The organism is Helicobacter fennelliae, assembly GCF_900451005.1.
Lineage (GTDB): Bacteria > Campylobacterota > Campylobacteria > Campylobacterales > Helicobacteraceae > Helicobacter_B > Helicobacter_B fennelliae.
Genome location: NZ_UGIB01000001.1, coordinates 637,388 through 656,055, shown reverse-complemented (window position 1 = coordinate 656,055; position 18,668 = coordinate 637,388). Strand labels below are relative to the sequence as shown.

General features: G+C 37.1%; 18 protein-coding genes. 13 read left to right on the top strand and 5 right to left on the bottom strand.

The annotated features are described in order from the left end of the window. Window positions 1-8 precede the first annotated feature (8 nt). Entirely contained in the window at window positions 9-776 is a 768-nt protein-coding gene (locus DY109_RS03210; RefSeq protein WP_147291161.1) for a hypothetical protein, read from the top strand. A 355-nt stretch (window positions 777-1,131) separates the two neighbouring features. Here the strand turns inward: DY109_RS03210 and DY109_RS03205 are convergent, their stop codons facing one another. Both DY109_RS03205 and DY109_RS03200 read right to left on the bottom strand, forming a co-directional pair. Beyond that, entirely contained in the window at window positions 1,132-1,440 is a 309-nt protein-coding gene (locus DY109_RS03205; RefSeq protein ID WP_023947366.1) for a hypothetical protein, read from the bottom strand. Window positions 1,441-1,569: 129 nt separating this feature from the next. Beyond that, the gene (locus DY109_RS03200) at window positions 1,570-1,905 is read right to left on the bottom strand and encodes a hypothetical protein (protein WP_023947367.1); all 336 of its coding nucleotides are present in this window, start codon (window positions 1,903-1,905) and stop codon (window positions 1,570-1,572) included. Window positions 1,906-2,200: 295 nt separating this feature from the next. Here DY109_RS03200 and DY109_RS03195 point away from each other — a divergent pair, with 295 nt between their 5' ends. The 6 genes from DY109_RS03195 to DY109_RS11850 all read left to right on the top strand — a co-directional run bounded on the left by DY109_RS03195 (window position 2,201) and on the right by DY109_RS11850 (window position 7,163). Then, complete coding sequence (locus tag DY109_RS03195) at window positions 2,201-2,446, top strand: carbamoyltransferase N-terminal domain-containing protein (RefSeq protein WP_023947368.1); 246 nt, start codon at window positions 2,201-2,203, stop codon at window positions 2,444-2,446. Continuing rightward, window positions 2,403-4,634, top strand: coding sequence for a carbamoyltransferase family protein (locus DY109_RS03190; protein ID WP_023947369.1), 2,232 nt, complete (start codon window positions 2,403-2,405; stop codon window positions 4,632-4,634). The genes DY109_RS03195 and DY109_RS03190 overlap by 44 nt, the downstream gene beginning before the upstream one ends. Then, window positions 4,621-4,998 carry a hypothetical protein gene (locus DY109_RS03185; protein ID WP_023947370.1) on the top strand — a complete coding sequence of 126 codons (378 nt, stop codon included), beginning with the start codon at window positions 4,621-4,623 and terminating at the stop codon, window positions 4,996-4,998. The genes DY109_RS03190 and DY109_RS03185 overlap by 14 nt, the downstream gene beginning before the upstream one ends. A gap of 16 nt (window positions 4,999-5,014) precedes the next feature. Then, window positions 5,015-6,277: an SGNH/GDSL hydrolase family protein gene (locus DY109_RS03180; protein WP_023947372.1), complete on the top strand. Its 1,263-nt coding sequence runs from the start codon at window positions 5,015-5,017 to the stop codon at window positions 6,275-6,277. Beyond that, window positions 6,274-6,705 carry an SxtJ family membrane protein gene (locus tag DY109_RS03175; RefSeq protein WP_023947374.1) on the top strand — a complete coding sequence of 144 codons (432 nt, stop codon included), beginning with the start codon at window positions 6,274-6,276 and terminating at the stop codon, window positions 6,703-6,705. The genes DY109_RS03180 and DY109_RS03175 overlap by 4 nt, the downstream gene beginning before the upstream one ends. 176 nt (window positions 6,706-6,881) lie before the next feature. Next, a complete protein-coding gene (locus tag DY109_RS11850) occupies window positions 6,882-7,163 on the top strand; it encodes a DUF5989 family protein (protein WP_034549434.1) in 282 nt (93 codons plus the stop codon). A 14-nt stretch (window positions 7,164-7,177) separates the two neighbouring features. Here DY109_RS11850 and ruvC read toward each other — a convergent pair whose 3' ends face one another. Next, window positions 7,178-7,657: a crossover junction endodeoxyribonuclease RuvC gene (ruvC, locus tag DY109_RS03165; RefSeq protein ID WP_023947380.1), complete on the bottom strand. Its 480-nt coding sequence runs from the start codon at window positions 7,655-7,657 to the stop codon at window positions 7,178-7,180. Window positions 7,658-7,789: 132 nt separating this feature from the next. On the opposite strand from ruvC, the gene dnaA reads away from it, so the two are divergent. The 4 genes from dnaA (at window position 7,790) to DY109_RS03145 (ending at window position 13,070) form a co-directional block, all read left to right on the top strand. Continuing rightward, window positions 7,790-9,115 (top strand): chromosomal replication initiator protein DnaA, encoded by a 1,326-nt coding sequence (gene dnaA / locus DY109_RS03160; protein WP_023947382.1) that lies wholly within the window; start codon window positions 7,790-7,792, stop codon window positions 9,113-9,115. Window positions 9,116-9,314: 199 nt separating this feature from the next. Then, window positions 9,315-10,415: a DNA polymerase III subunit beta gene (dnaN, locus tag DY109_RS03155; protein WP_023947384.1), complete on the top strand. Its 1,101-nt coding sequence runs from the start codon at window positions 9,315-9,317 to the stop codon at window positions 10,413-10,415. Between the two features lie 82 nt (window positions 10,416-10,497). Further along, window positions 10,498-12,816 (top strand): DNA topoisomerase (ATP-hydrolyzing) subunit B, encoded by a 2,319-nt coding sequence (gene gyrB, locus DY109_RS03150; protein WP_023947385.1) that lies wholly within the window; start codon window positions 10,498-10,500, stop codon window positions 12,814-12,816. A 2-nt stretch (window positions 12,817-12,818) separates the two neighbouring features. Beyond that, complete coding sequence (locus DY109_RS03145; protein WP_023947387.1) at window positions 12,819-13,070, top strand: superinfection immunity protein; 252 nt, start codon at window positions 12,819-12,821, stop codon at window positions 13,068-13,070. A 167-nt stretch (window positions 13,071-13,237) separates the two neighbouring features. On the opposite strand, the gene ruvA is transcribed toward DY109_RS03145, so the two are convergent. Together ruvA and DY109_RS03135 are read right to left on the bottom strand one after the other, a co-directional pair. Further along, entirely contained in the window at window positions 13,238-13,813 is a 576-nt protein-coding gene (gene ruvA, locus DY109_RS03140) for a Holliday junction branch migration protein RuvA (RefSeq protein WP_023947389.1), read from the bottom strand. Beyond that, entirely contained in the window at window positions 13,813-15,672 is a 1,860-nt protein-coding gene (locus DY109_RS03135) for a hypothetical protein (protein ID WP_023947391.1), read from the bottom strand. Before DY109_RS03135 ends, ruvA begins: the two co-directional genes overlap by 1 nt. A gap of 63 nt (window positions 15,673-15,735) precedes the next feature. Between DY109_RS03135 and murJ the strand changes: the two genes are divergently transcribed. Together murJ and cysS are read left to right on the top strand one after the other, a co-directional pair. Next, window positions 15,736-17,181: a murein biosynthesis integral membrane protein MurJ gene (murJ, locus tag DY109_RS03130; RefSeq protein WP_023947393.1), complete on the top strand. Its 1,446-nt coding sequence runs from the start codon at window positions 15,736-15,738 to the stop codon at window positions 17,179-17,181. Window positions 17,182-17,210: 29 nt separating this feature from the next. After that, the gene (gene cysS, locus DY109_RS03125) at window positions 17,211-18,650 is read left to right on the top strand and encodes a cysteine--tRNA ligase (RefSeq protein WP_023947395.1); all 1,440 of its coding nucleotides are present in this window, start codon (window positions 17,211-17,213) and stop codon (window positions 18,648-18,650) included. Window positions 18,651-18,668: the final 18 nt, after the last annotated feature.

Sequence of the window (18,668 nt, the reverse complement as noted above, 5' to 3'; positions counted from 1 at the left end):
TCTAGGATTTGAGATTATCGATGTGGCGTTGTTTTGAGTATTTGTATAAGCCGATTTTTGTATTTCCGCCTTGCTTTTTGCCATTGACGCAAATCCTGCAAAGCACGCAGAATCTAAATTACATACAAAGTCACGCATTAAATGCGCAATGTTTGGATTCTGTGGATTTAGATTCTCATTTAGATTCTTTAGATTCTATGCAGAATCTAGATTCTCCCAATAAAGTGCAGCACATCGTGATTTTTATCGGTGGGTTTATGGATTCTATACATCAATGCGTATTCAAAAACTTTCTCTCCTTTCGCGCCAAAGGGGCGATCAAGCTTTATAGCACTTATGATTCTACACAGCTTTGGGTGCAGCTGCTTCCTAGAATCTATCCATTGCGCTATTCTCTTACTATCATCGCGCACAGCTGGGGGGCAAATAATATCATCAAGGCACTTTGCGCGATTGACTCAAATCACATTCGCGCCCTTATCACGCTCGATCCTGTCGGGCGCAATGCGATTCATCGACCACAAGGTATAGAATTTTGGGAGAATCTCTACATACAAGATCACCTAAAACATCTCAATCGCCCAAATATTTCAGCACTCATCGGCGGTGCGCGAAAATCCATACCCTTAGCAGATTCTAATACCGCGCTTTGTGCGCCATTCCACCACGCAAGCATAAGAGAAATGCTAAGACACTCAAAAGCATTTGATACATTAATAACCCAAGACTCCCTAAAGCACGACAATCCAGAATCTACTTCGTCATTACTTAAATGAGTGAAGCAAACAAAAAATCCCAAAATCCAAACTAGATTCTGTGTTGTTTTTTGTCATTGCGAGGTAAAACCAAAATAATTTAGATAATCCAGATTCTAGAATCTAGGATTCTATGCAAACGCAAGCAAGCATTAAGAAATTCTCTATTTTTAGCTTATTTTTGTAGTTTTGCAAGTTTGGCGCAAGATAAAACCAAGTGAGTCGCTACTTTTCGTGCGTCGCCAAAATAACACAAGATAAGCCAAACGAAGCAATCTGCAAAAAGAAGCAAAAAGAGAGAATTTGGATTCTAGATTCTAAAATTTATACGCATAAGAAAGCAAAATTGTATTGTGTGGAGTTACAGCAAGTGTGCCTATTTTATTAAATTAGAACCACCATTAAAATCTGTTGTTTTTATATCCATTGTTGAACTATTTCTATAAAATCTATACTGATAAGTCAAAAAGAATTGATGATGAATCTTATAAAAATAATGTAACCCAACACTATAAGTTGTCGCAAATTGTGTATAACCTGATGTAATCATATCTAGATTTGGGCTATTTGAATTCGTAGTTTTAACATTATCTGCCCCAAAAATACTTGTCAATTCAACTCCAAATCCAATATCACCACCAAAGGTATGATTCCCTCCATGAACTATATCAAGCAAATAGCTCAAATTAACTCCATGATTACAAAGCATGCACTGTTGAATCTATCTCCCGAACCATTGCCATACGCAATAAATGGAATCTTTGTATTATAGTTTGCATAGCCTATATTTGCTTTAAGTCTCAAACCTGAAAAACTATGAACACTTCCTTGATAATCGTGAAAATACCACTTGCCACCCAAAGTTAAGATTTACAGGAAAGGCTATGCTTGATTTTGATCCATAACCACCACTTCCAAAATCAAGCCAAAAACTATTATCCACAAATGCTAATCCCACTTCCGCACCGATAAAGCACCCTGTGAGCTGATATTTGCCTTTGCAAAACCCTAAGAATCCGCTTTTATCTGCATTTGTTTGATTTATTTGCACGCTAGATTTATTATTTTGATTCCCCGCTTGATTTTCTGCATACGCGACATTACTAAGCATTCCAGCAAATATCAAACTCCCTAAAAGTAACTTTCTCATAATCTTTCCTTACTTGATTGAATTCAAAAATCAAATTTAGTTTATAACACAGCGCACCTCTAGTCGCAAAGCATTTTTATCAAAATAGTGTTTTTTTGTCTATGTAGCTTTTTTAAACAATTTTATAAAAAATTAAGCTATTTGTAAGTTTAAAGCACATTTTTGCTTACATAATTTTTCTCTTAGCATTTTCACTCAATTCACCCACACTAGAATCTAAATCCTAAAATTTGCTGTAAATACCTAAAATACAAATCCTCAAATCATTTCAAATATTCATTGATTCTGTGCTATAATGCGGGCTTTATTTGACATTTGCGAGGTGCGTATGTTTATTTTAGGGATTTCTGCTTACTATCATGATAGCGCAGTGTGTATTTTGCGCGATGATGAGATACTTTTCGCGCTCCAAGAAGAGCGACTCTCTCGCAAAAAAGGCGATGAATCTTTCCCAAAGCTCGCTCTCAAAAGTGCATTAGATTTTTTAGCTTTAAAGTGTGAAAACCCAATTAGGGGGGGGGCAGAAAAGTCCAGAATCTAGCCTAGAATCTAACAATTTTTCAAAAGATTCTACCAAAGCAAATCCTATAAAAGCAGAATCCATAAACACAGATTCTGCAAACAATTTTCACATCTCACAATCCAAGTCAAATTCTACAAAAGATTCTGCCTTTTCACTCGATTCTATCGACTACTTCGTTTTTTATGATAAGCCATTTTTGAAGTTTGAACGTCTGCTTGAGACTTATCTCACCACCGCGCCAAGGGGCTTTGCTAGCTTTATTAGAGCAATTCCTGTGTGGCTTAAGGAAAAGCTGTTTTTAAAAGAAACCTTGAGCCGCGAGCTAAGTGCGCTGTATGCGGAGCTCTACCCGCACAAGAGCAAGCAAGAGCTCAAGGCGTTTAAAGCAAAAGTGATCGAGCGTCTGCGCTTTAGCGAGCATCATTTTAGCCACGCTAGCGGGGCGTTTTATCCAAGCCCATTTGCAGAATCTGCGATACTTACCATCGATGGCGTGGGTGAGTGGAGCACGACAAGTATCGCCAAAGGCGAAAAAGTGAGGGAGGGTGCAAAGATAGAGATTCTAAAAGAGTTGCATTTTCCGCATTCTCTGGGGCTTTTATATTCTGCATTTACCTACTACACGGGCTTTAAGGTCAATTCTGGCGAATACAAAGTAATGGGACTTGCACCCTATGGCACGCCCAAGTATGCCGAGCTCATCAAACGTGAGCTTATCGATATCAAGCCTGATGGCAGCTTCCGCCTCAATATGAAGTATTTTTCCTACACTTATGGGCTAAAGATGACTAATGCGCGCTTTGATGCGCTTTTCTCGCACCTAAAGCGCGATAGTGAGGGCACGCTCACCCAAGAGCATATGGACTTAGCCGCGTCCATTCAGGCGGTAACTGAGGAGATAATGCTCGCACTCGCGCGCACTGCGCTAAAAGTCGCGGATTCTAAAAATCTCTGCCTTAGCGGAGGCGTGGCGCTAAACTGCGTGGGCAATGGCAAAATCTATAAGGCGCTAAAGAGTGAGGGCGTGCTTGAGGGGCTTTGGATACAGCCTGCAAGCGGCGATGCGGGCAGTGCGATAGGCTGCGCGCTTGGGTTTTATTATGAAAATTTACGCGAGCAAGGGGTTTGCGGGGGTGTGGATTATAGCAAAAATGGCGCGGTAGATTTGTCATTGCGAGGCAACGCCAAAGCAATCCAAAATACAGAATCTAAAAGTCAAAAAATGGATTGCCACGCGGAAAAGTCCGCTCGCAATGACGTAGACAGCATAGAATCTGCGATGCTTTTTAAAACAAAGATTAATAAAGCGCGTGAGGACAGCAATTCCAAGATTTGCGATGAGAAATTGCCACAAAGAGATTCTGCGAATGAGGCGCATTTGGGCGTGCGCCGCAGTGAAGCAGAAGCGATGCGTGGTGATTTATCGCGCAAAGCTGAATTGCATTTGGCAGACTCTATGCGCGGCGCATATTTAGGGCTCTCTTTCAATAACGATGAAGTAGAGAGTGCGCTAAATTCCCTTGGTGCTACATACGAGCGCCTGCCATTTTCACAAGTTTTAGAGCGCACCGCAAAGGCTTTAAGTGAAGGTAAGGTGGTAGGCTGGCATCAGGGTAGAAGCGAGTTTGGTCCTCGCGCTTTGGGCGCGCGCTCGATCCTCGGCGATGCGCGCAACACCACAATGCAAAAGCAGATGAATCTCAAAATAAAATACCGCGAATCCTTCCGCCCCTTCGCTCCAAGCGTGCTGAGCGAGCATTTGAGCGAATATTTTGAGCTTGATTGCACTTCGCCATATATGCTGCTTGTCGCGCCTGTGGCGGAATCTAAGCGCAAAAAGATTAGCGAGCAGGAGCAAAAGCTCTTTGGGATTGAGAAGCTAAACTGCATTCGCAGCGAGATTCCAAGCGTTACGCATGTGGATTATTCAGCACGCATTCAAAGCGTGCATAAGGAGACAAACCCACGCTACTACGCGCTTTTGAGTGAGTTTTACAAGCTCACAAACTGCCCTGTGCTCGTCAATACAAGCTTTAATGTGCGTGGAGAGCCCATTGTCTGCACGCCTGAGCATAGTTTTGCGTGCTTTATGGGCTGTGAAATGGATATGCTTGTGATTGAAGACTTTGTGCTGTATAAGGAAAATCAAAGCGAGGCAAACGTGCGCAAATATCGTGATTTGAAGGAATCGTATGAGCTGGATTAGGGGTGATTTTTGGATTCACAACGACGCGGGAAGTTTGTCATTGCGAGGCAACGCCAAAGCAATCCAAAATACAGAATCTAAAAGTCAAAAAATGGATTGCCACGCGGACAAGTCCGCTCGCAATGACAAAACACAGATTCCTAGCACACAAGGCGATTCCAAGATTTGTGATAAGGAATTGCTAGATTCTGTAAATCCTGAGAATCCAAGCACAAAGCGCGAAGAATTTTTAATGAATTTTTGGGGTTGTGATGCAAATTTGGCGCAAGATAAGACAATGAAGTCTATCGTAGCGCAAAATTTGCGAGCTCCACAAAAAGTCGCAAAAAGGCAAGCGCTATACCAAAAAGCTAAATTGCATTAAATTAAGGAGTTCTAACATGAAAAAATCACTTCTCAAAAACCCACTTTTTTGGCTCATTTTACTTGTGCCACTCAGTGCGGTAATACTCAAACTCGATGGCGTGCTTTTGCGCAATTATGAGTTTTCTATCATTCCTTATTTTTGGATTGAGCTTTGTTTATTTGTGGTAATAATCCTTGCATTTTTGCGTGCAAAAAAACATAAACTTTTCTTTGCATATATAAGCATTATTCCATTATGTTTGTGTATAGGCGAGATTTGGGGGTATTTTCACCAACCACAAAGCACCAATAAATGCCAAATGCAATCCTTTGGAAACTACAATACTGATTATGTAGCACGCGATTTTATCACAGGCTATAAAGCAAACCCAAATACAAAAGCCCAATCAAAAAGAATGAGCGGAGATGAAGTGATTTATGATGTGATATATGAGAGTGGAGAAAATGGCTATCGCAAAACGCCAAATTCAAATGCTAATTCGCAAAAATGTATCGTGCTTTTTGGAGATAGTTTTACTACTGGTGAGGGCGTGCAAGGCGATGAAACACTTGGATTTTACCTCAATGAATATCTCAAGCATTCACACAAAATCATTAACCTTGGATTCCACGGATATGGACCTCATCAAGCCCTTGCGTTGTTACAAAGCACTGCAGTGCAAGAGCAGACAAACGATTGCCAAAAAATCATAGCTTTTTATGAGAGTATTCCACAACACATTGAGCGTGCAAATGGATTTAGCCCTTGGGAGGATAGAAATGCCCCTAGATTCCGCCTTAGCGATGGCAAGATTGAATGGATAAATAAAGAAAAAAATCTTTGGAGCAAACTCAAAAACAAGCTCTTTTATCAACTCAAAAAAAGCTATTTCTTTATGTATCTACAACCTCGCTACAAGCCCAAAAAAACTTACAATGACTTATATTTTGGGATTTTAAGTGAGATGGATAAAACATTGCAAGAGCAATTAGGCACAAGGTTGCACTTTATCCTCATAGATTCTCATAATTTAAGCGATGAACGTGAAAAACAAGATGAGCGAGCGATAAAAGAGTGGCTCAAAAATCAAGATTTTCCTTACTTTTTTGCAAGCTCTATGATAAATGATTTTGCGACAAATCGCTTAAAATACGCCATTCACGCTTGCGATTTGCACCCAAATGCGCTGATGAATAGCCTCTTTGCAAAATCACTCGCACAATTTATAGAATCTAGCGCAGATTCTGGCGTTTTAGATTCTACACATTTAGAATCTAATTCAAGGATTTCACAATGAGCGCGCTAAAAGCTATGAAAAACCATTTTGCGCAGATCTGGCACAAAAATGTAAGTGTAAAAGATCTGCGTATGTTTTTAGGAATCTGGGCTGGGATCTGCCTTGTTTTCGCGCTCACGCCATTACTCAAAGGTGCGCAGGTACGTCTTTGGCTTCTTGTGCTTTTTGGATTATGCGTAGCTTGTTTATTTTATCCTGCCCCGCTTCGCCCGCTGTATCGCGCGTGGCTCATCTTTGGCGAGATTATGGGCTTTTGCATTTCGCGCACTATTTTGTTTGTGCTGTTTTTTGGGATTTTCACGCCAATTGGGCTTGTGTTTCGAGTAATGAGACGTGATTGCTTAGCTCAGCACTTTGAGCTAGACGCGCAGAGTTATTTTATTGATAGGAAAGAGGGAGAGATGCACTCAATGCGGGAACAATTCTAACCAATGCATTGTCTTTTTGGCTAAATTTGGCGATTGCTACAGCTTTGCGTCGATCACTTACGCTAAAAACACGCAGATTCTGAATCTATGTATTTTTGTCATTGACGGCTTAAGATTCTAAGAATCTGCGCGCAAAATTATATTTTGCAAAGGATTCAAGTGCGAAGGATTTTGCGATGATTTTGTGGGTTTTGAAGCAAAGATTGAGGAAGCGGACTTTAGCCGTCCGTGACCGAGAATCTTTGCGCACAATTCCGCAAAAGCGCGCAAAAAGCCAAGCACTTTTAACCAAACATAAAGGAGTAAAAATGAACCTCGTCAAAGAACTCTGGCGCTTTCTAAAAATGCGTAAGAAATTTTGGCTCTTTCCGCTTATCTTAGTAATGCTCTTCCTTGGTGCGCTCATCGTGCTAGCGCAAGGCAGTGCAGTCGCGCCATTTATTTACACAATTTTCTAAGATTATTTTAGATTCTAATGTGATTTTAAATTCATTCGCTGTGAATGTGTGATCGCCACAGCGATTGCATCGGTAATGTCAAGCGGCTTAATTTCACCTTTGATCCCAAGCAATCGCTTCACCATAAATGAAACTTGGGCTTTTGTAGCTTTTGCCTTTCCTGTGAGTGATTTTTTGATTTGCAATGGCGTGTATTCATAAAAATTTCCAATCTCTTGCAAAATCTTTAAACTGATTGCCCCGCGCATTTGTGCGAGTTTGAGGACGGTTTTAGGATTATAAGCAAAGAATATATCCTCAATCGCCACAGAATCTATTTTGTGCGTTTGGAGCACCAAATCAATGCCTTCGACAAATTCTAGAATCTGACTTTGTAAATCTCTCTCTTTAATCTTAATAAACCCAGCCTCTAAAAGCTTTAATGTCCTGCCCTCACTTAAGATCACTGCATATCCACAATTTCTACTTCCCGGATCGATACCCAAAATATTCATCTGCGTCCATTTAATGTTTTTTAATGTACTTTTTATTAGAATCATAATTTTATCTTAAATGATTGAATATCATATTTTCACATATTTTTCACATCACAATCACTCATAATGTGAAAAACTTTTGGAGCTGAAATGATTTGGGACGAAGTGCTTATCCGCATAAAAGAAGAGGTAACTCCGTATGATTTTGATACCTATATATCACAAATGATATATGATGAAAACTCGTCAAAGACGGATTTAGCAGTGTTTTTTGTATCAAATATTTATATCGCTCAATGGATACAATCCAAATACGCCGAAAAAATTATTCACATCTTTGAAACCATTACAAAAATCAAGCCTGAAATCAGAATCAACATCACCAAAGATAAGCATAATGTGAAAAACTCAAAAACAAAAAACTCAAAAACAAAAAAGCAAAGCCTGCTTCTCACGCAATACACTTTTGATAATTTTGTCGTAGGGGAGAGCAATAATCACGCTTTTATCGTCGCTCAAAAAGTAGCCCAAATACAAGGAAAAGCTTTTAATCCAGTGCTTATTTATGGGCGGACAGGACTTGGCAAAACGCACCTTTTAAATGCCATTGGAAATTATGTCGATGCGCATAATAAAAATGTCATCTACATCACGACAGAGGAATTTATGAATGATTACCTCAAACATCTTCATCACACCCACACAATGGATACTTTTAGAGATATTTATAGAAATTGTGATTATTTGCTTATTGATGATATTCAGTTTTTGGGAGGTAAAAACCAGCTTCAAGAGGAGTTTTTTAATACATTTGATGCATTATACAAAACCCAAAAACAAATCGTAATGACAAGCGATAAAGCCCCAAAGCAAATCATCGGGCTAGAAGAACGTCTGCGATCGAGATTTGAGGGTGGAATGCTTATTGAAATCACCCCACCAGAAATTGAGACAAAAATTCGGATCATCATGCAAAAATGCCAAGATAATAGAATCAATATGGATAAGGATGTGATTAATTTTTTGGCAGAAAATATCAGCGAAAATGTGCGACAAATCGAAAGTATCATAGGAAAGCTTAATTTCAACGCAGGAATCGCAAACCAACCCATAGACATACCAATGGCAAAAAACGCACTTAAAGAAATCCAAAAAGAGCATTCCGAAGAAATCACACTCGAAAAAATCATAAACATTATCGCCAGAGAGCTCAATATCAAACCAAGCGAAATCACAAGCAAATCAAGAGTATCAAAAATCGCACAAGCAAGACATATCACAATCTACCTCACACGCACGCTTTCTTCAGCGGTGAATTCAATGGCAATCCTAGCCCAAAAGCTCAATATGAAAGACCATAGTGCCATAAGCAAAGCCTACACACAAATCAGCAAAAAAATCAAAAACGATGAAAACCTCAAACGACTTGTCAATGATTTGAAAAACAAAATACAAAATGAGCAAAATGAAGCATAAACTATATAAATTTATTGAAGTTTTGCTACAATACAAACTTCAAATTGACAGAATCAAACGCAAAATCGTGAAGTCGTGTGAAAAATAAATGAAAAAATAAATACTCTTTGTTTCTCGTCCAATACGAAGTTTAAGAGATTTTTCACTTTTTCACATCAATTACTACTACATACTAAAATTTTATAAAAAAGGAGAATCTATGAAACTCACACTCAATAAAAGTAACTTTGAAGTTATCCTTAATAATTTTCAATCATTTTTAGATAAAAAAGACGCAACAAATATCACTTCACATATCTACCTTGAAACCATAGACGAAAAATTACTCCTTAAAGCCACAGATTATGAAATCGGAATCCAATCAAAAATCGACATTCTTAACAAAATAGAAGACGGAATTGCAACAGTAGAAGGCAAAAAAATCCTAGACATCGTCAAAAACCTCAAAGAAGGCGAGATAATCTTAGAAACAAATGATGAAAAAAGCGAGCTCATAGTCAAGCAAACACACCCACGAGAAGCAAAGTTTAAACTCAAAACATTCAATGCTGCTGAATTTAATAGCTCTACAAAATTTCCTGAAATATCTTCAAACGAAACAAAAATCAATCTTGATTCGCAAAATTTTATCCATTCACTTAAAAAAGTAACCGTTGCTGCTGATACAAATAACCAAAAAATGGAGCTTACAGGAACGCTCATTGATGTGAAAGATTATCATTGTAATTTTGTCGCAACAGATACAAGACGTTTGGCTATTATCCACCATGATACGCAATCTATCGGCTCTCAGCTCTCAATTATCATTCCAAAAAGAGCCATTGGCGAGATTTTTAAACTCTTTTATGAAGATTTTGAGATTTATTTCTCTACAACAATACTCTTTATCAAATCTCATAACTATATATTTTTTACAAAGCTCATCAATGGCAAATATCCAGATTATGAAAAAATCATTCCAAAAGATTTCAAAATAGAGCTTAAATTTCCAAAAACAGAAATCATAGAATCTATACGACTTATTAATTCACTCTCTACAAATGTCAAAATCACGTTCACAAGTGAGGGAATCACATTTGAATCAATGAATATTGATGAATCAGAATCTGCAAACACACAAATCAAACTTCCACTTAGTATCACAGAGCCTATTACACTTGGTATGAATTCTAAATATATTTTAGATTTTCTCGCGCATATAGATTCGAGTGAATTTAGTATTTTTATCAATGAGCCAAATACACCTTTTCTTTTGAAAGATAATAATTACTCAACGATTATTATGCCTGTATTGTGCTAGATTCTACTTCAAACAATTCAAAATTGATTTGAATATTTAAATAAGTGCGTAATTAAAATCAAAGGAATCTTAAAGGAAATAAATGGAAGAAAAACAATATACCGGGCAAAATATCAAAGTTTTAAAAGGACTTGAGGCTGTTAGAAAACGTCCGGGAATGTATATCGGAGATACAAATATCAATGGATTGCATCATATGGTGTATGAAGTTGTGGATAATTCTATCGATGAGGCAATGGCTGGGTATTGTGATAGGATAAAAATCACGCTCACAAGTGAGGGAAGCGTGATTATCGAGGATAATGGTCGCGGGATTCCGGTTGATATGCACCCCACAGAGCATATTCCAACAGCAACGGTTGTTTTGACTATTCTTCATGCAGGTGGTAAATTTGATAATGATACTTACAAAGTATCAGGAGGTTTGCACGGGGTTGGTGTTTCTGTCGTTAATGCGCTCTCAAAGCATTTGATTATGACAATCAAAAAAAATGGCAAAATCTATCGCCAAGAGTTTCAAAAGGGTATTCCAACTTCAGATTTAGAGATTATCGGTGAGACAAATGAGCGAGGCACAACGATAGAGTTTTTTCCTGATGGCGAGATTATGGAGGTTTTGGACTTCAATAATGAAACGCTTATCACTCGATTCAAAGAAATGGCATATCTGAATCAAAACATTACGATTGATTTTAAAGATGAGCGGACAGGATTTGAGGAAAGCTATCATTTTGAAAATGGCTTGGTGCAATTTATTGAAAATATCAATAAAAAGCCTTTTATCTCGACTATTTTGAGCTTCAAAGGTAATGAGCAAGAGACAGAAGTTGAAATCGCGCTTGCGTATAATGAAGGCTTTGATGAAAAAGTCCTAAGCTTTGTCAATAATATCAGAACACCCGATGGAGGGACTCATGAGGCTGGATTTCGAGCGGGGCTAAGTCGGGCGATTATAAACTATATCGATGCAAACGCAAATGCAAGAGAAAAAGATACAAAAATCACTGGTGATGATGTCCGCGAGGGGCTTATTGCGATTGTCTCAACAAAAATTATCGATCCACAATTTGAAGGGCAGACAAAAGGCAAGCTCGGAAGTTCATTTATCAAGCCAATCGTCCAAAAGCTCGCATTTGAGCGACTTACAAAGTTTTTTGAAGAGAATCCAAATGAAGCAAAAATTATTATGCAAAAAGCTCTTTTGGCAGCGCGCGGGCGAGAAGCAGCGAAAAAAGCTCGCGAACTTACACGCAAAAAAGAAAATTTTTCAGTTGGCACACTTCCGGGTAAATTAGCGGATTGTCAAAGTAAAGATCCTCTAGAATCTGAAATTTATCTTGTTGAGGGAGATTCTGCTGGTGGATCTGCCAAACAAGGAAGAGATAGAGTATATCAAGCGATTTTGCCATTGCGAGGAAAAATCCTAAATGTAGAAAAATCGCGACTTGATAAAATCCTCAAATCAGAAGAAATCAAAAATATGATTACGGCTTTTGGGTGCGGGATTGGAGAGGAATTTAATCTTGAGCGATTGCGTTATCACAAAATCATCATTATGACTGATGCTGATGTCGATGGAAGCCATATTCAAACGCTTTTGATGACATTTTTTTATCGCTATTTAAAGCCATTGATTGAAAATGGACATATTTACATCGCGCAACCTCCACTCTATCGCTTCAAAAAGGGCAAAAAAGAAATCTATCTCAAAGATGAAAAAGCTTTGAGTGAGTATTTGATCGAAAATGGTATAGAGAATTTTACCTTTGAAGGACTAGGCACAAAAGAATTATTAGAGATTTTAAAATACATTTCGCATTATCGCACTGTCCTCAAAGAGCTTGAGAAACGATATGCAATGATTGATATTATTCGATTATTAATCGAGAATCCAGATTATGTATCGCTTAGCTTTGAGCAAATGTATGAAAAAATAGAGAATTTCTTGCAAACTATTGAATGCAATATCTTAAGCAAAGTTATCCAAACAGATTCTATTACTTTATATATTCAGACAAAAACAGGTTTAATTGAAATTAGAATCGATGAGGAATTATTTACAAATAACTTTTTTGAGGAAGCGCAGTATATTTATAACAAAATCATACAAAGAGATTTGAACTTCTTAAAAAATAAAGATCCTCTCACTTTGCTAGAAGAAGTAGAAAAATCAGCGAAAAAAGGAGCGGACATTCAGCGATATAAAGGCTTAGGTGAGATGAATCCAGAGCAACTTTGGGAGACGACAATGATCCCTCAAAATCGCACGTTATTACGCGTAACTTTACCAAGTGATGAGGAAGCGGACAAAATTTTTATGCTATTTATGGGCGATGAAGTCGAGCCAAGACGCGAATATATCCAACTTCACGCAAAAGATGTCAAACATCTTGATATATAAAAATGATAAATTTTGAGACGACAAAAGTTATCGTTGTAGATGGCGTAGAAATCCTTACAAATACAACTGATTATGGTGCTGTGTTTGTTTTTGTATTGTGTGCTTTGCTCGGTATATTTATTTATTTTATGCCATTTTGTATTGCTATTATCCGCAAAAGCACAGACAAACTTGCAGTGTTTTTGGTGAATTTTCTTTTTGGGTGGAGTATTTTAGGCTGGTGTGTGGCATTAATCATGGCGATAAAAAAATAACGATAAAAAATAAATGTATTTTTCTCTAAAATACTTCTTTTGGCTTTTTAATATGTATGAAATTATGAAAGTAAGCAAAATATACAATTTAAAAGTGGAGTGAGTATGAATTTTTAGCTTTTAGATTCTATGTAGGCTACTTTATAGTCTTGATTAGAAATCTTATCTCACAATAATTTCAATGCTTCTTTGATGATTTCACTTGTTTGGGTGGATTTGATTTGAGGGAGGATTTTTTTGATGTCATTTGTTTTATAGCCTAAGCTCTCTAGCGCGAGTATGGCGTCTTTGTGGATATTTGATTGTGATTGTTTATCTTGTGTGCTTTGCGTAGAATCTAAAATCTCTGAAAAAAACCCCGCCAAATCAAGCAGAATCTTTCCAGCACTTTTGCTTCCTACACCCGGCACTTTTTGGAGTGATTGCAAATCTTTATTACGCACAATCTCGCCAAAAGATTCTGCCTTATATGTGCTCAAAATCGCCAAAGCGACCTTAGGACCTACGCCATTTATTTTAAGGAGTCGCTCAAATGTAAGCTTTTCGACAGAATCTAAAAATCCAAATAGCAAATGTGCATCTTCTCTGATAATTTGCGTGGTTATGATATGGATTTTATCATCAAGTTTGAGTTTTGAGCTTGTTTGCAAACTCACAGCAAGTTCATATATCACATCATTGACATCAAGCTCAATGCGCGTTGGCTCAAGCTTGCAAACAATGCCTTTTAATCCACAAATCATCATAATACCTTTAAATACGATCTTTCTTCATCGACACCTAAATTTTGGATTGTTCCTGATGAAAAAAGAAATCTATCTATTTTTTTGGGAAAGTGGGTTTTTAAAATCGCGTAATTATCATAATTCCACTTTGATAAAGTGAGAATTTTAGCATTTTTTAGATGATTTTCGACTTCAATGAGTTGTTGCTCAAGCTTTAAAATATATTTTTTGGTGAGGATAATTTGTGTTTTGAGTGCTTGTAATATGCCGATGTGATATTGGTATAAATGTAATTGCTCGAGGGCTTTTGGGTATTTTAAAAACATTTTCTTTTGCTCTTGAGAAAGTCCTTCAAGGCTGTGTAAAAAGCTCTTGTTTCTGTCGTATTCTTGCTTGAAATATTCAAAATTTGCAGTGAGTGCTTTGATGGTGATTTTTTTGTGTCGGATACGATAGAGTATATCTTTTATGAGTTGCTGTCTTTGTTTATCGCCGTCTATGCAAATTGTGAGTTCATTTTTTTCGCCTTCGTTTTTTTGGATTTGCAAAAGTTGGGAGAAGAAAATTTTATTATTTGTTTTTAGGATTCCGACTATGATTTGTTTTGCATGGATTCTGCCACCATTAGAGCGAAAGACTTTTATGCTATTTGCTTTGATGATTCCAGAATCTAAATTTTTAATCACACATTCATTGCATTCTAATTTTCCTTTATGTGTAAAGATTTTTGCACTTTGGGCAAAAATTTGTGAAGTCTGATGTGTTGAGCCATCTATAAATACATTTTCTGCGCGCAAAAATGTATTCCTGCCAATACAGCCTGTGATTTTAATCTCTTTTGCCTCGATATGCATATTTTCGCCAAGCGCATCATCATGATCGCTTTGTGTGCTGATTTCAAGAGTCATTCCAGATTCTATACCGCCAAGCAAGCAAGGTGTATTATTTATAGTCATTGGTTGTGAGCTATTTGTCCAGAAAAATAATTTCCCTTCATAAAGCCTCACATAGCCTTGAATCTTAGCGACATACTCGATTTTGCTTGCACTTTGCTTGATTTGTATGGTTTGTGTATCGTGTTGCACGATTTCTTGATTGATTTGAGCGGGTATGTTTTTGATATACACTCCTTTGAGATTTCTACCATTTACTCCAGAATCTTGCTTATGATAGATTCCTATCACATCATCTATATTTATGGCAAATGCGCTATTTTGGGGAGATTTACCATAAGTGGATTCCCATTTATTCAGAAGTAAAAATTCAAAATACGCTTCTTTAAGCGGCTTAAAAACAGATGTTTGTTTGATACAAAATTTTTCTTTTTTCTTTTTAGGATCTTGCTTGATTGATTGCAAAATCTCTTCTACAAGTGCGCGTTGTTGCTCTATTTGGCGCAGGATTATTCCATGATATGCCATTTGAGATTCTATGACATTATGGATTTGGAGCAAAAACTTTGGATCATCAACGAAAATAAACGCATCATCAAAGCTCAAAAAAACCTTATCGCAATCAGGCGAGACTTCTATATGGACAAAGTATTGGATCGTTTTAGGAAAAAAATACACATCACAATGCTGTTTAATTTCAAATCCTGTTTGATTAAATTGCATATCTTGATCAAGTTGTTTTAATTCCTGCTCGCTTAAAGCCGTGTTTGGAGTGTTATTTTGGGCGTTTTGGTTATTTTGAGTGTTGTTATTTTGGTTTTTGTTTTGGGTGGCTGGCACAGAATCTATTTTGAGGTAGATTCTATACGTTTCAAGTTTGAAATCAATTTGGCTGGGATTTAAATTCTGGGTTTTGCAGAATTTTTGGATTTCATCAGATATATTTAAACAATCTTGAATCATAAAAGGTGTAAAATCCGCCATTAGATTCTCTCTAGGTAAAATTCATTAAGTATAGTATTTTAAAAAAAATATTCAAGGAATAACTTGCTAAAAAAGATATTTTTAACCAATAGTAGTGGTATTTTTTGCTCACGTATTTTTGGATTTTTGCGAGATTTAAGCACTGCTTACATTCTTGGGGCTGGAATGTATAGTGATATTTTCTTTGCAGCATTTAAATTTCCTAATCTTTTTAGGCGGATTTTTGGTGAGGGGGCTTTTACACAAAGCTTTTTGCCAAATTTCATCGCAAGCTCGAAAAAAGGTGCATTTAGCGTTGTTGTTTTGATGATATTTACGATGATTTTGCTTATTTTGAGTGGATTAGTCGTGATATTTAGCGGGTTTTTTACAAAGCTTTTAGCTTGGGGATTTTCAGATTCTATGATAGAGATGGCAAAACCCATTGTCGTGATTAATTTTTGGTATTTGATACTTGTTTTTTTTGTTACTTTTTTGAGCTCACTTTTGCAGTATAAGCATAGTTTTTGGGTGAGTGCGTATAATACAGCTTTGCTTAATATCGCTATGATTAGCGCGCTATTTATTGCCAAAGATAAAGACTCGCTCCAAGTTGTGTATTATTTGAGTTATGGGGTTCTTGTCGGTGGTGTCGCGCAAGTGTGCTTGCATTTTTATCCGCTTTATACATTAGGGTTTTTTCGTTTGTTTTATTGTGGCTTCAAAGAGTTGCGATTGGCTTTTTTTCAGACTTCAGCAAAATCTAAGATTCTAGCCTCACAAATCACAAATGATCTCAAAAGTTTTTTTAAGCAATTTTTTCCGGCGATGATAGGAAGCTCCACAGCACAGCTTGCTTCATTTATCGATACGATTTTGGCTTCATTTCTTGCAAGCGGATCGATTTCGTATTTGTATTATTCAAACAGAATCTTTCAACTTCCTTTGGCGATTTTTGCTATTGCTATTTCTAGCGCACTTTTTCCGATGGTGGCAAAAATGATCAAAGCAAAGCAAGAGGACAAAGCCTTAGAAGCGATGAAAAAGTCGTTTTGGTTTTTATTTGCTATGCTTTTATTTTGCACGATTGGCGGGATTATGCTAAGTGAGCAAATCATTTGGCTTTTGTATGAGCATGGCGAATTTAGTCGTTCAGATACTGCTATCACAGCAAAAGTTTTTAGCGCGTATATGATCGGACTTTTGCCTTTTGGGCTTTCTCGCATTTTTTCACTTTATTTGTATTCGTATATGAAGCAAACTCTAGCCGCAAAGATTTCAGCGATTTCGCTTTTTGTTGGGGTGATTTTCTCACTTATTTTGATGTATCCATTTGGTGCTTTTGGGCTGGCTATTTCTGGAAGTTTAAGTGGATTTGTGTTATTCTTTCTTACAATAAAAGCATTTGGTATAACGAAGTTTTATAACATACTCAAAGCTCAAAAATTCATTATTCTTATTTTGTGCGCGACGTTGCTAGAGATAGTGATTTTAAGCATTTGGCTTATGTTTGTAAAGATCCCAAGATAATGCAACAAAAGCAAGGATAAAGGATAGAGATGAAAATTTATGATAGTCGATTGAAACAAAAAATAGATTTTGTGCCTATCAAAGAAAAAAAAGTTAGGATTTATGTCTGTGGTCCAACCGTTTATGATGATGCGCATTTAGGGCATGCTAGAAGCGCGATAGTATTTGATATACTGCGTAGAGTGTTTGTTTTGAGTGGCTATGAGGTGATTTTTGTCAAAAATTTTACAGATATTGATGATAAAATCATCAAAAAATCAATCCAAACCAAAATCCCAATACAAGAGCTTACACAGCATTATATGGCTTCGTATTTGCATGATATGGCTAGTCTCAAAGTCAAAGAGCCAGATATTGCACCAGAGGCGACTAAAAGTATCGCTGAAATCACAACTTTAATCCAAAAGCTTATTGATAAAGGGTTTGCCTATACATTTGAAAACGGCGATATTTACTTAAATGTCCAAAAAGATGACAAATATGGAAGCATTAGCGGAAGGGGGATTGATGATGAAAATATAGCGAGAATCCAAAATGATGAACATAAAAAAGATTCTCGGGATTTTGTATTATGGAAGGTATATAAAGGCGCAGATGATATAGGATATGAAAGTGCTTTAGGCAAAGGGCGTCCGGGCTGGCATATTGAGTGTTCAGCGATGATTGAGGAGTATTTGGCATATAAAGATACAGAATTTAGCATTGATATTCATGCTGGAGGAGCTGATTTGCTCTTTCCTCATCATGAAAACGAAGCCTCTCAGACGCGCTGTGCGACAGATAGAGAAATAGCAAAATATTGGATGCATAATGGGTTTGTTAATATCAATGGCGAAAAAATGAGTAAATCATTAGGCAATAGTTTTTTTATTAAAGATGCGCTTAAAGCTTATAGTGGTGAGATTTTGCGAAATTATCTTTTGGGCGTGCATTATCGTGCGATATTGCATTTTAACGAGCAGGATTTGATCGCTTCCAAAAAACGACTTGACAAAATCTACCGCCTCAAAAAACGCGTAGGCAAAAGCACAGAATCCAAAGCAGAATCTAACACAGAATCTCACGCAAAATCTTATGCAGATGAAAGCTTCAAAAATGCTATGTTAGAAGCGATGAGTGATGATTTGAATATCTCTAAAGCCTTGAGTATTTTGGAAGAAATGCTAAATAGTGCAAATGCAAAGCTAGATTCTGCACCAAAAGACAAACAGCTCAAAAATCAGATTATAGACAATATCAAATTTGTAGAAGAATTGCTCGGTATAGGTGGCGGTGATGAGGTGCTGTATTTTCAGCATGGTGTAAGCGATGAGCAAAAGCAATATATCCAAAATCTTATCAACAAACGATTAGAAGCAAAGAAAAATAAAGACTTCGCTCTTGCAGATTCTATCCGTGAGGAGCTTTATACGCAAGGGATTGCGCTTAGCGATACGATTGATGGGTGCATTTGGGAAAAAGTCGAATAAACGCGTGGATTGTAGAAT

Coding starts and splice junctions, on each gene's coding strand:
- DY109_RS03135 (WP_023947391.1), bottom strand. CDS start 15,672: ATGGCGGATTTTACACCTTTTATGATTCAAGATTGTTTAAATATATCT.
- DY109_RS11850 (WP_034549434.1), top strand. CDS start 6,882: ATGATTTTGTGGGTTTTGAAGCAAAGATTGAGGAAGCGGACTTTAGCC.
- DY109_RS03200 (WP_023947367.1), bottom strand. CDS start 1,905: ATGAGAAAGTTACTTTTAGGGAGTTTGATATTTGCTGGAATGCTTAGT.
- ruvC (WP_023947380.1), bottom strand. CDS start 7,657: ATGAATATTTTGGGTATCGATCCGGGAAGTAGAAATTGTGGATATGCA.
- cysS (WP_023947395.1), top strand. CDS start 17,211: ATGAAAATTTATGATAGTCGATTGAAACAAAAAATAGATTTTGTGCCT.
- DY109_RS03145 (WP_023947387.1), top strand. CDS start 12,819: ATGATAAATTTTGAGACGACAAAAGTTATCGTTGTAGATGGCGTAGAA.
- DY109_RS03180 (WP_023947372.1), top strand. CDS start 5,015: ATGAAAAAATCACTTCTCAAAAACCCACTTTTTTGGCTCATTTTACTT.
- DY109_RS03185 (WP_023947370.1), top strand. CDS start 4,621: ATGAGCTGGATTAGGGGTGATTTTTGGATTCACAACGACGCGGGAAGT.
- DY109_RS03195 (WP_023947368.1), top strand. CDS start 2,201: ATGCGGGCTTTATTTGACATTTGCGAGGTGCGTATGTTTATTTTAGGG.
- dnaA (WP_023947382.1), top strand. CDS start 7,790: ATGATTTGGGACGAAGTGCTTATCCGCATAAAAGAAGAGGTAACTCCG.
- DY109_RS03175 (WP_023947374.1), top strand. CDS start 6,274: ATGAGCGCGCTAAAAGCTATGAAAAACCATTTTGCGCAGATCTGGCAC.
- gyrB (WP_023947385.1), top strand. CDS start 10,498: ATGGAAGAAAAACAATATACCGGGCAAAATATCAAAGTTTTAAAAGGA.
- ruvA (WP_023947389.1), bottom strand. CDS start 13,813: ATGATTTGTGGATTAAAAGGCATTGTTTGCAAGCTTGAGCCAACGCGC.
- dnaN (WP_023947384.1), top strand. CDS start 9,315: ATGAAACTCACACTCAATAAAAGTAACTTTGAAGTTATCCTTAATAAT.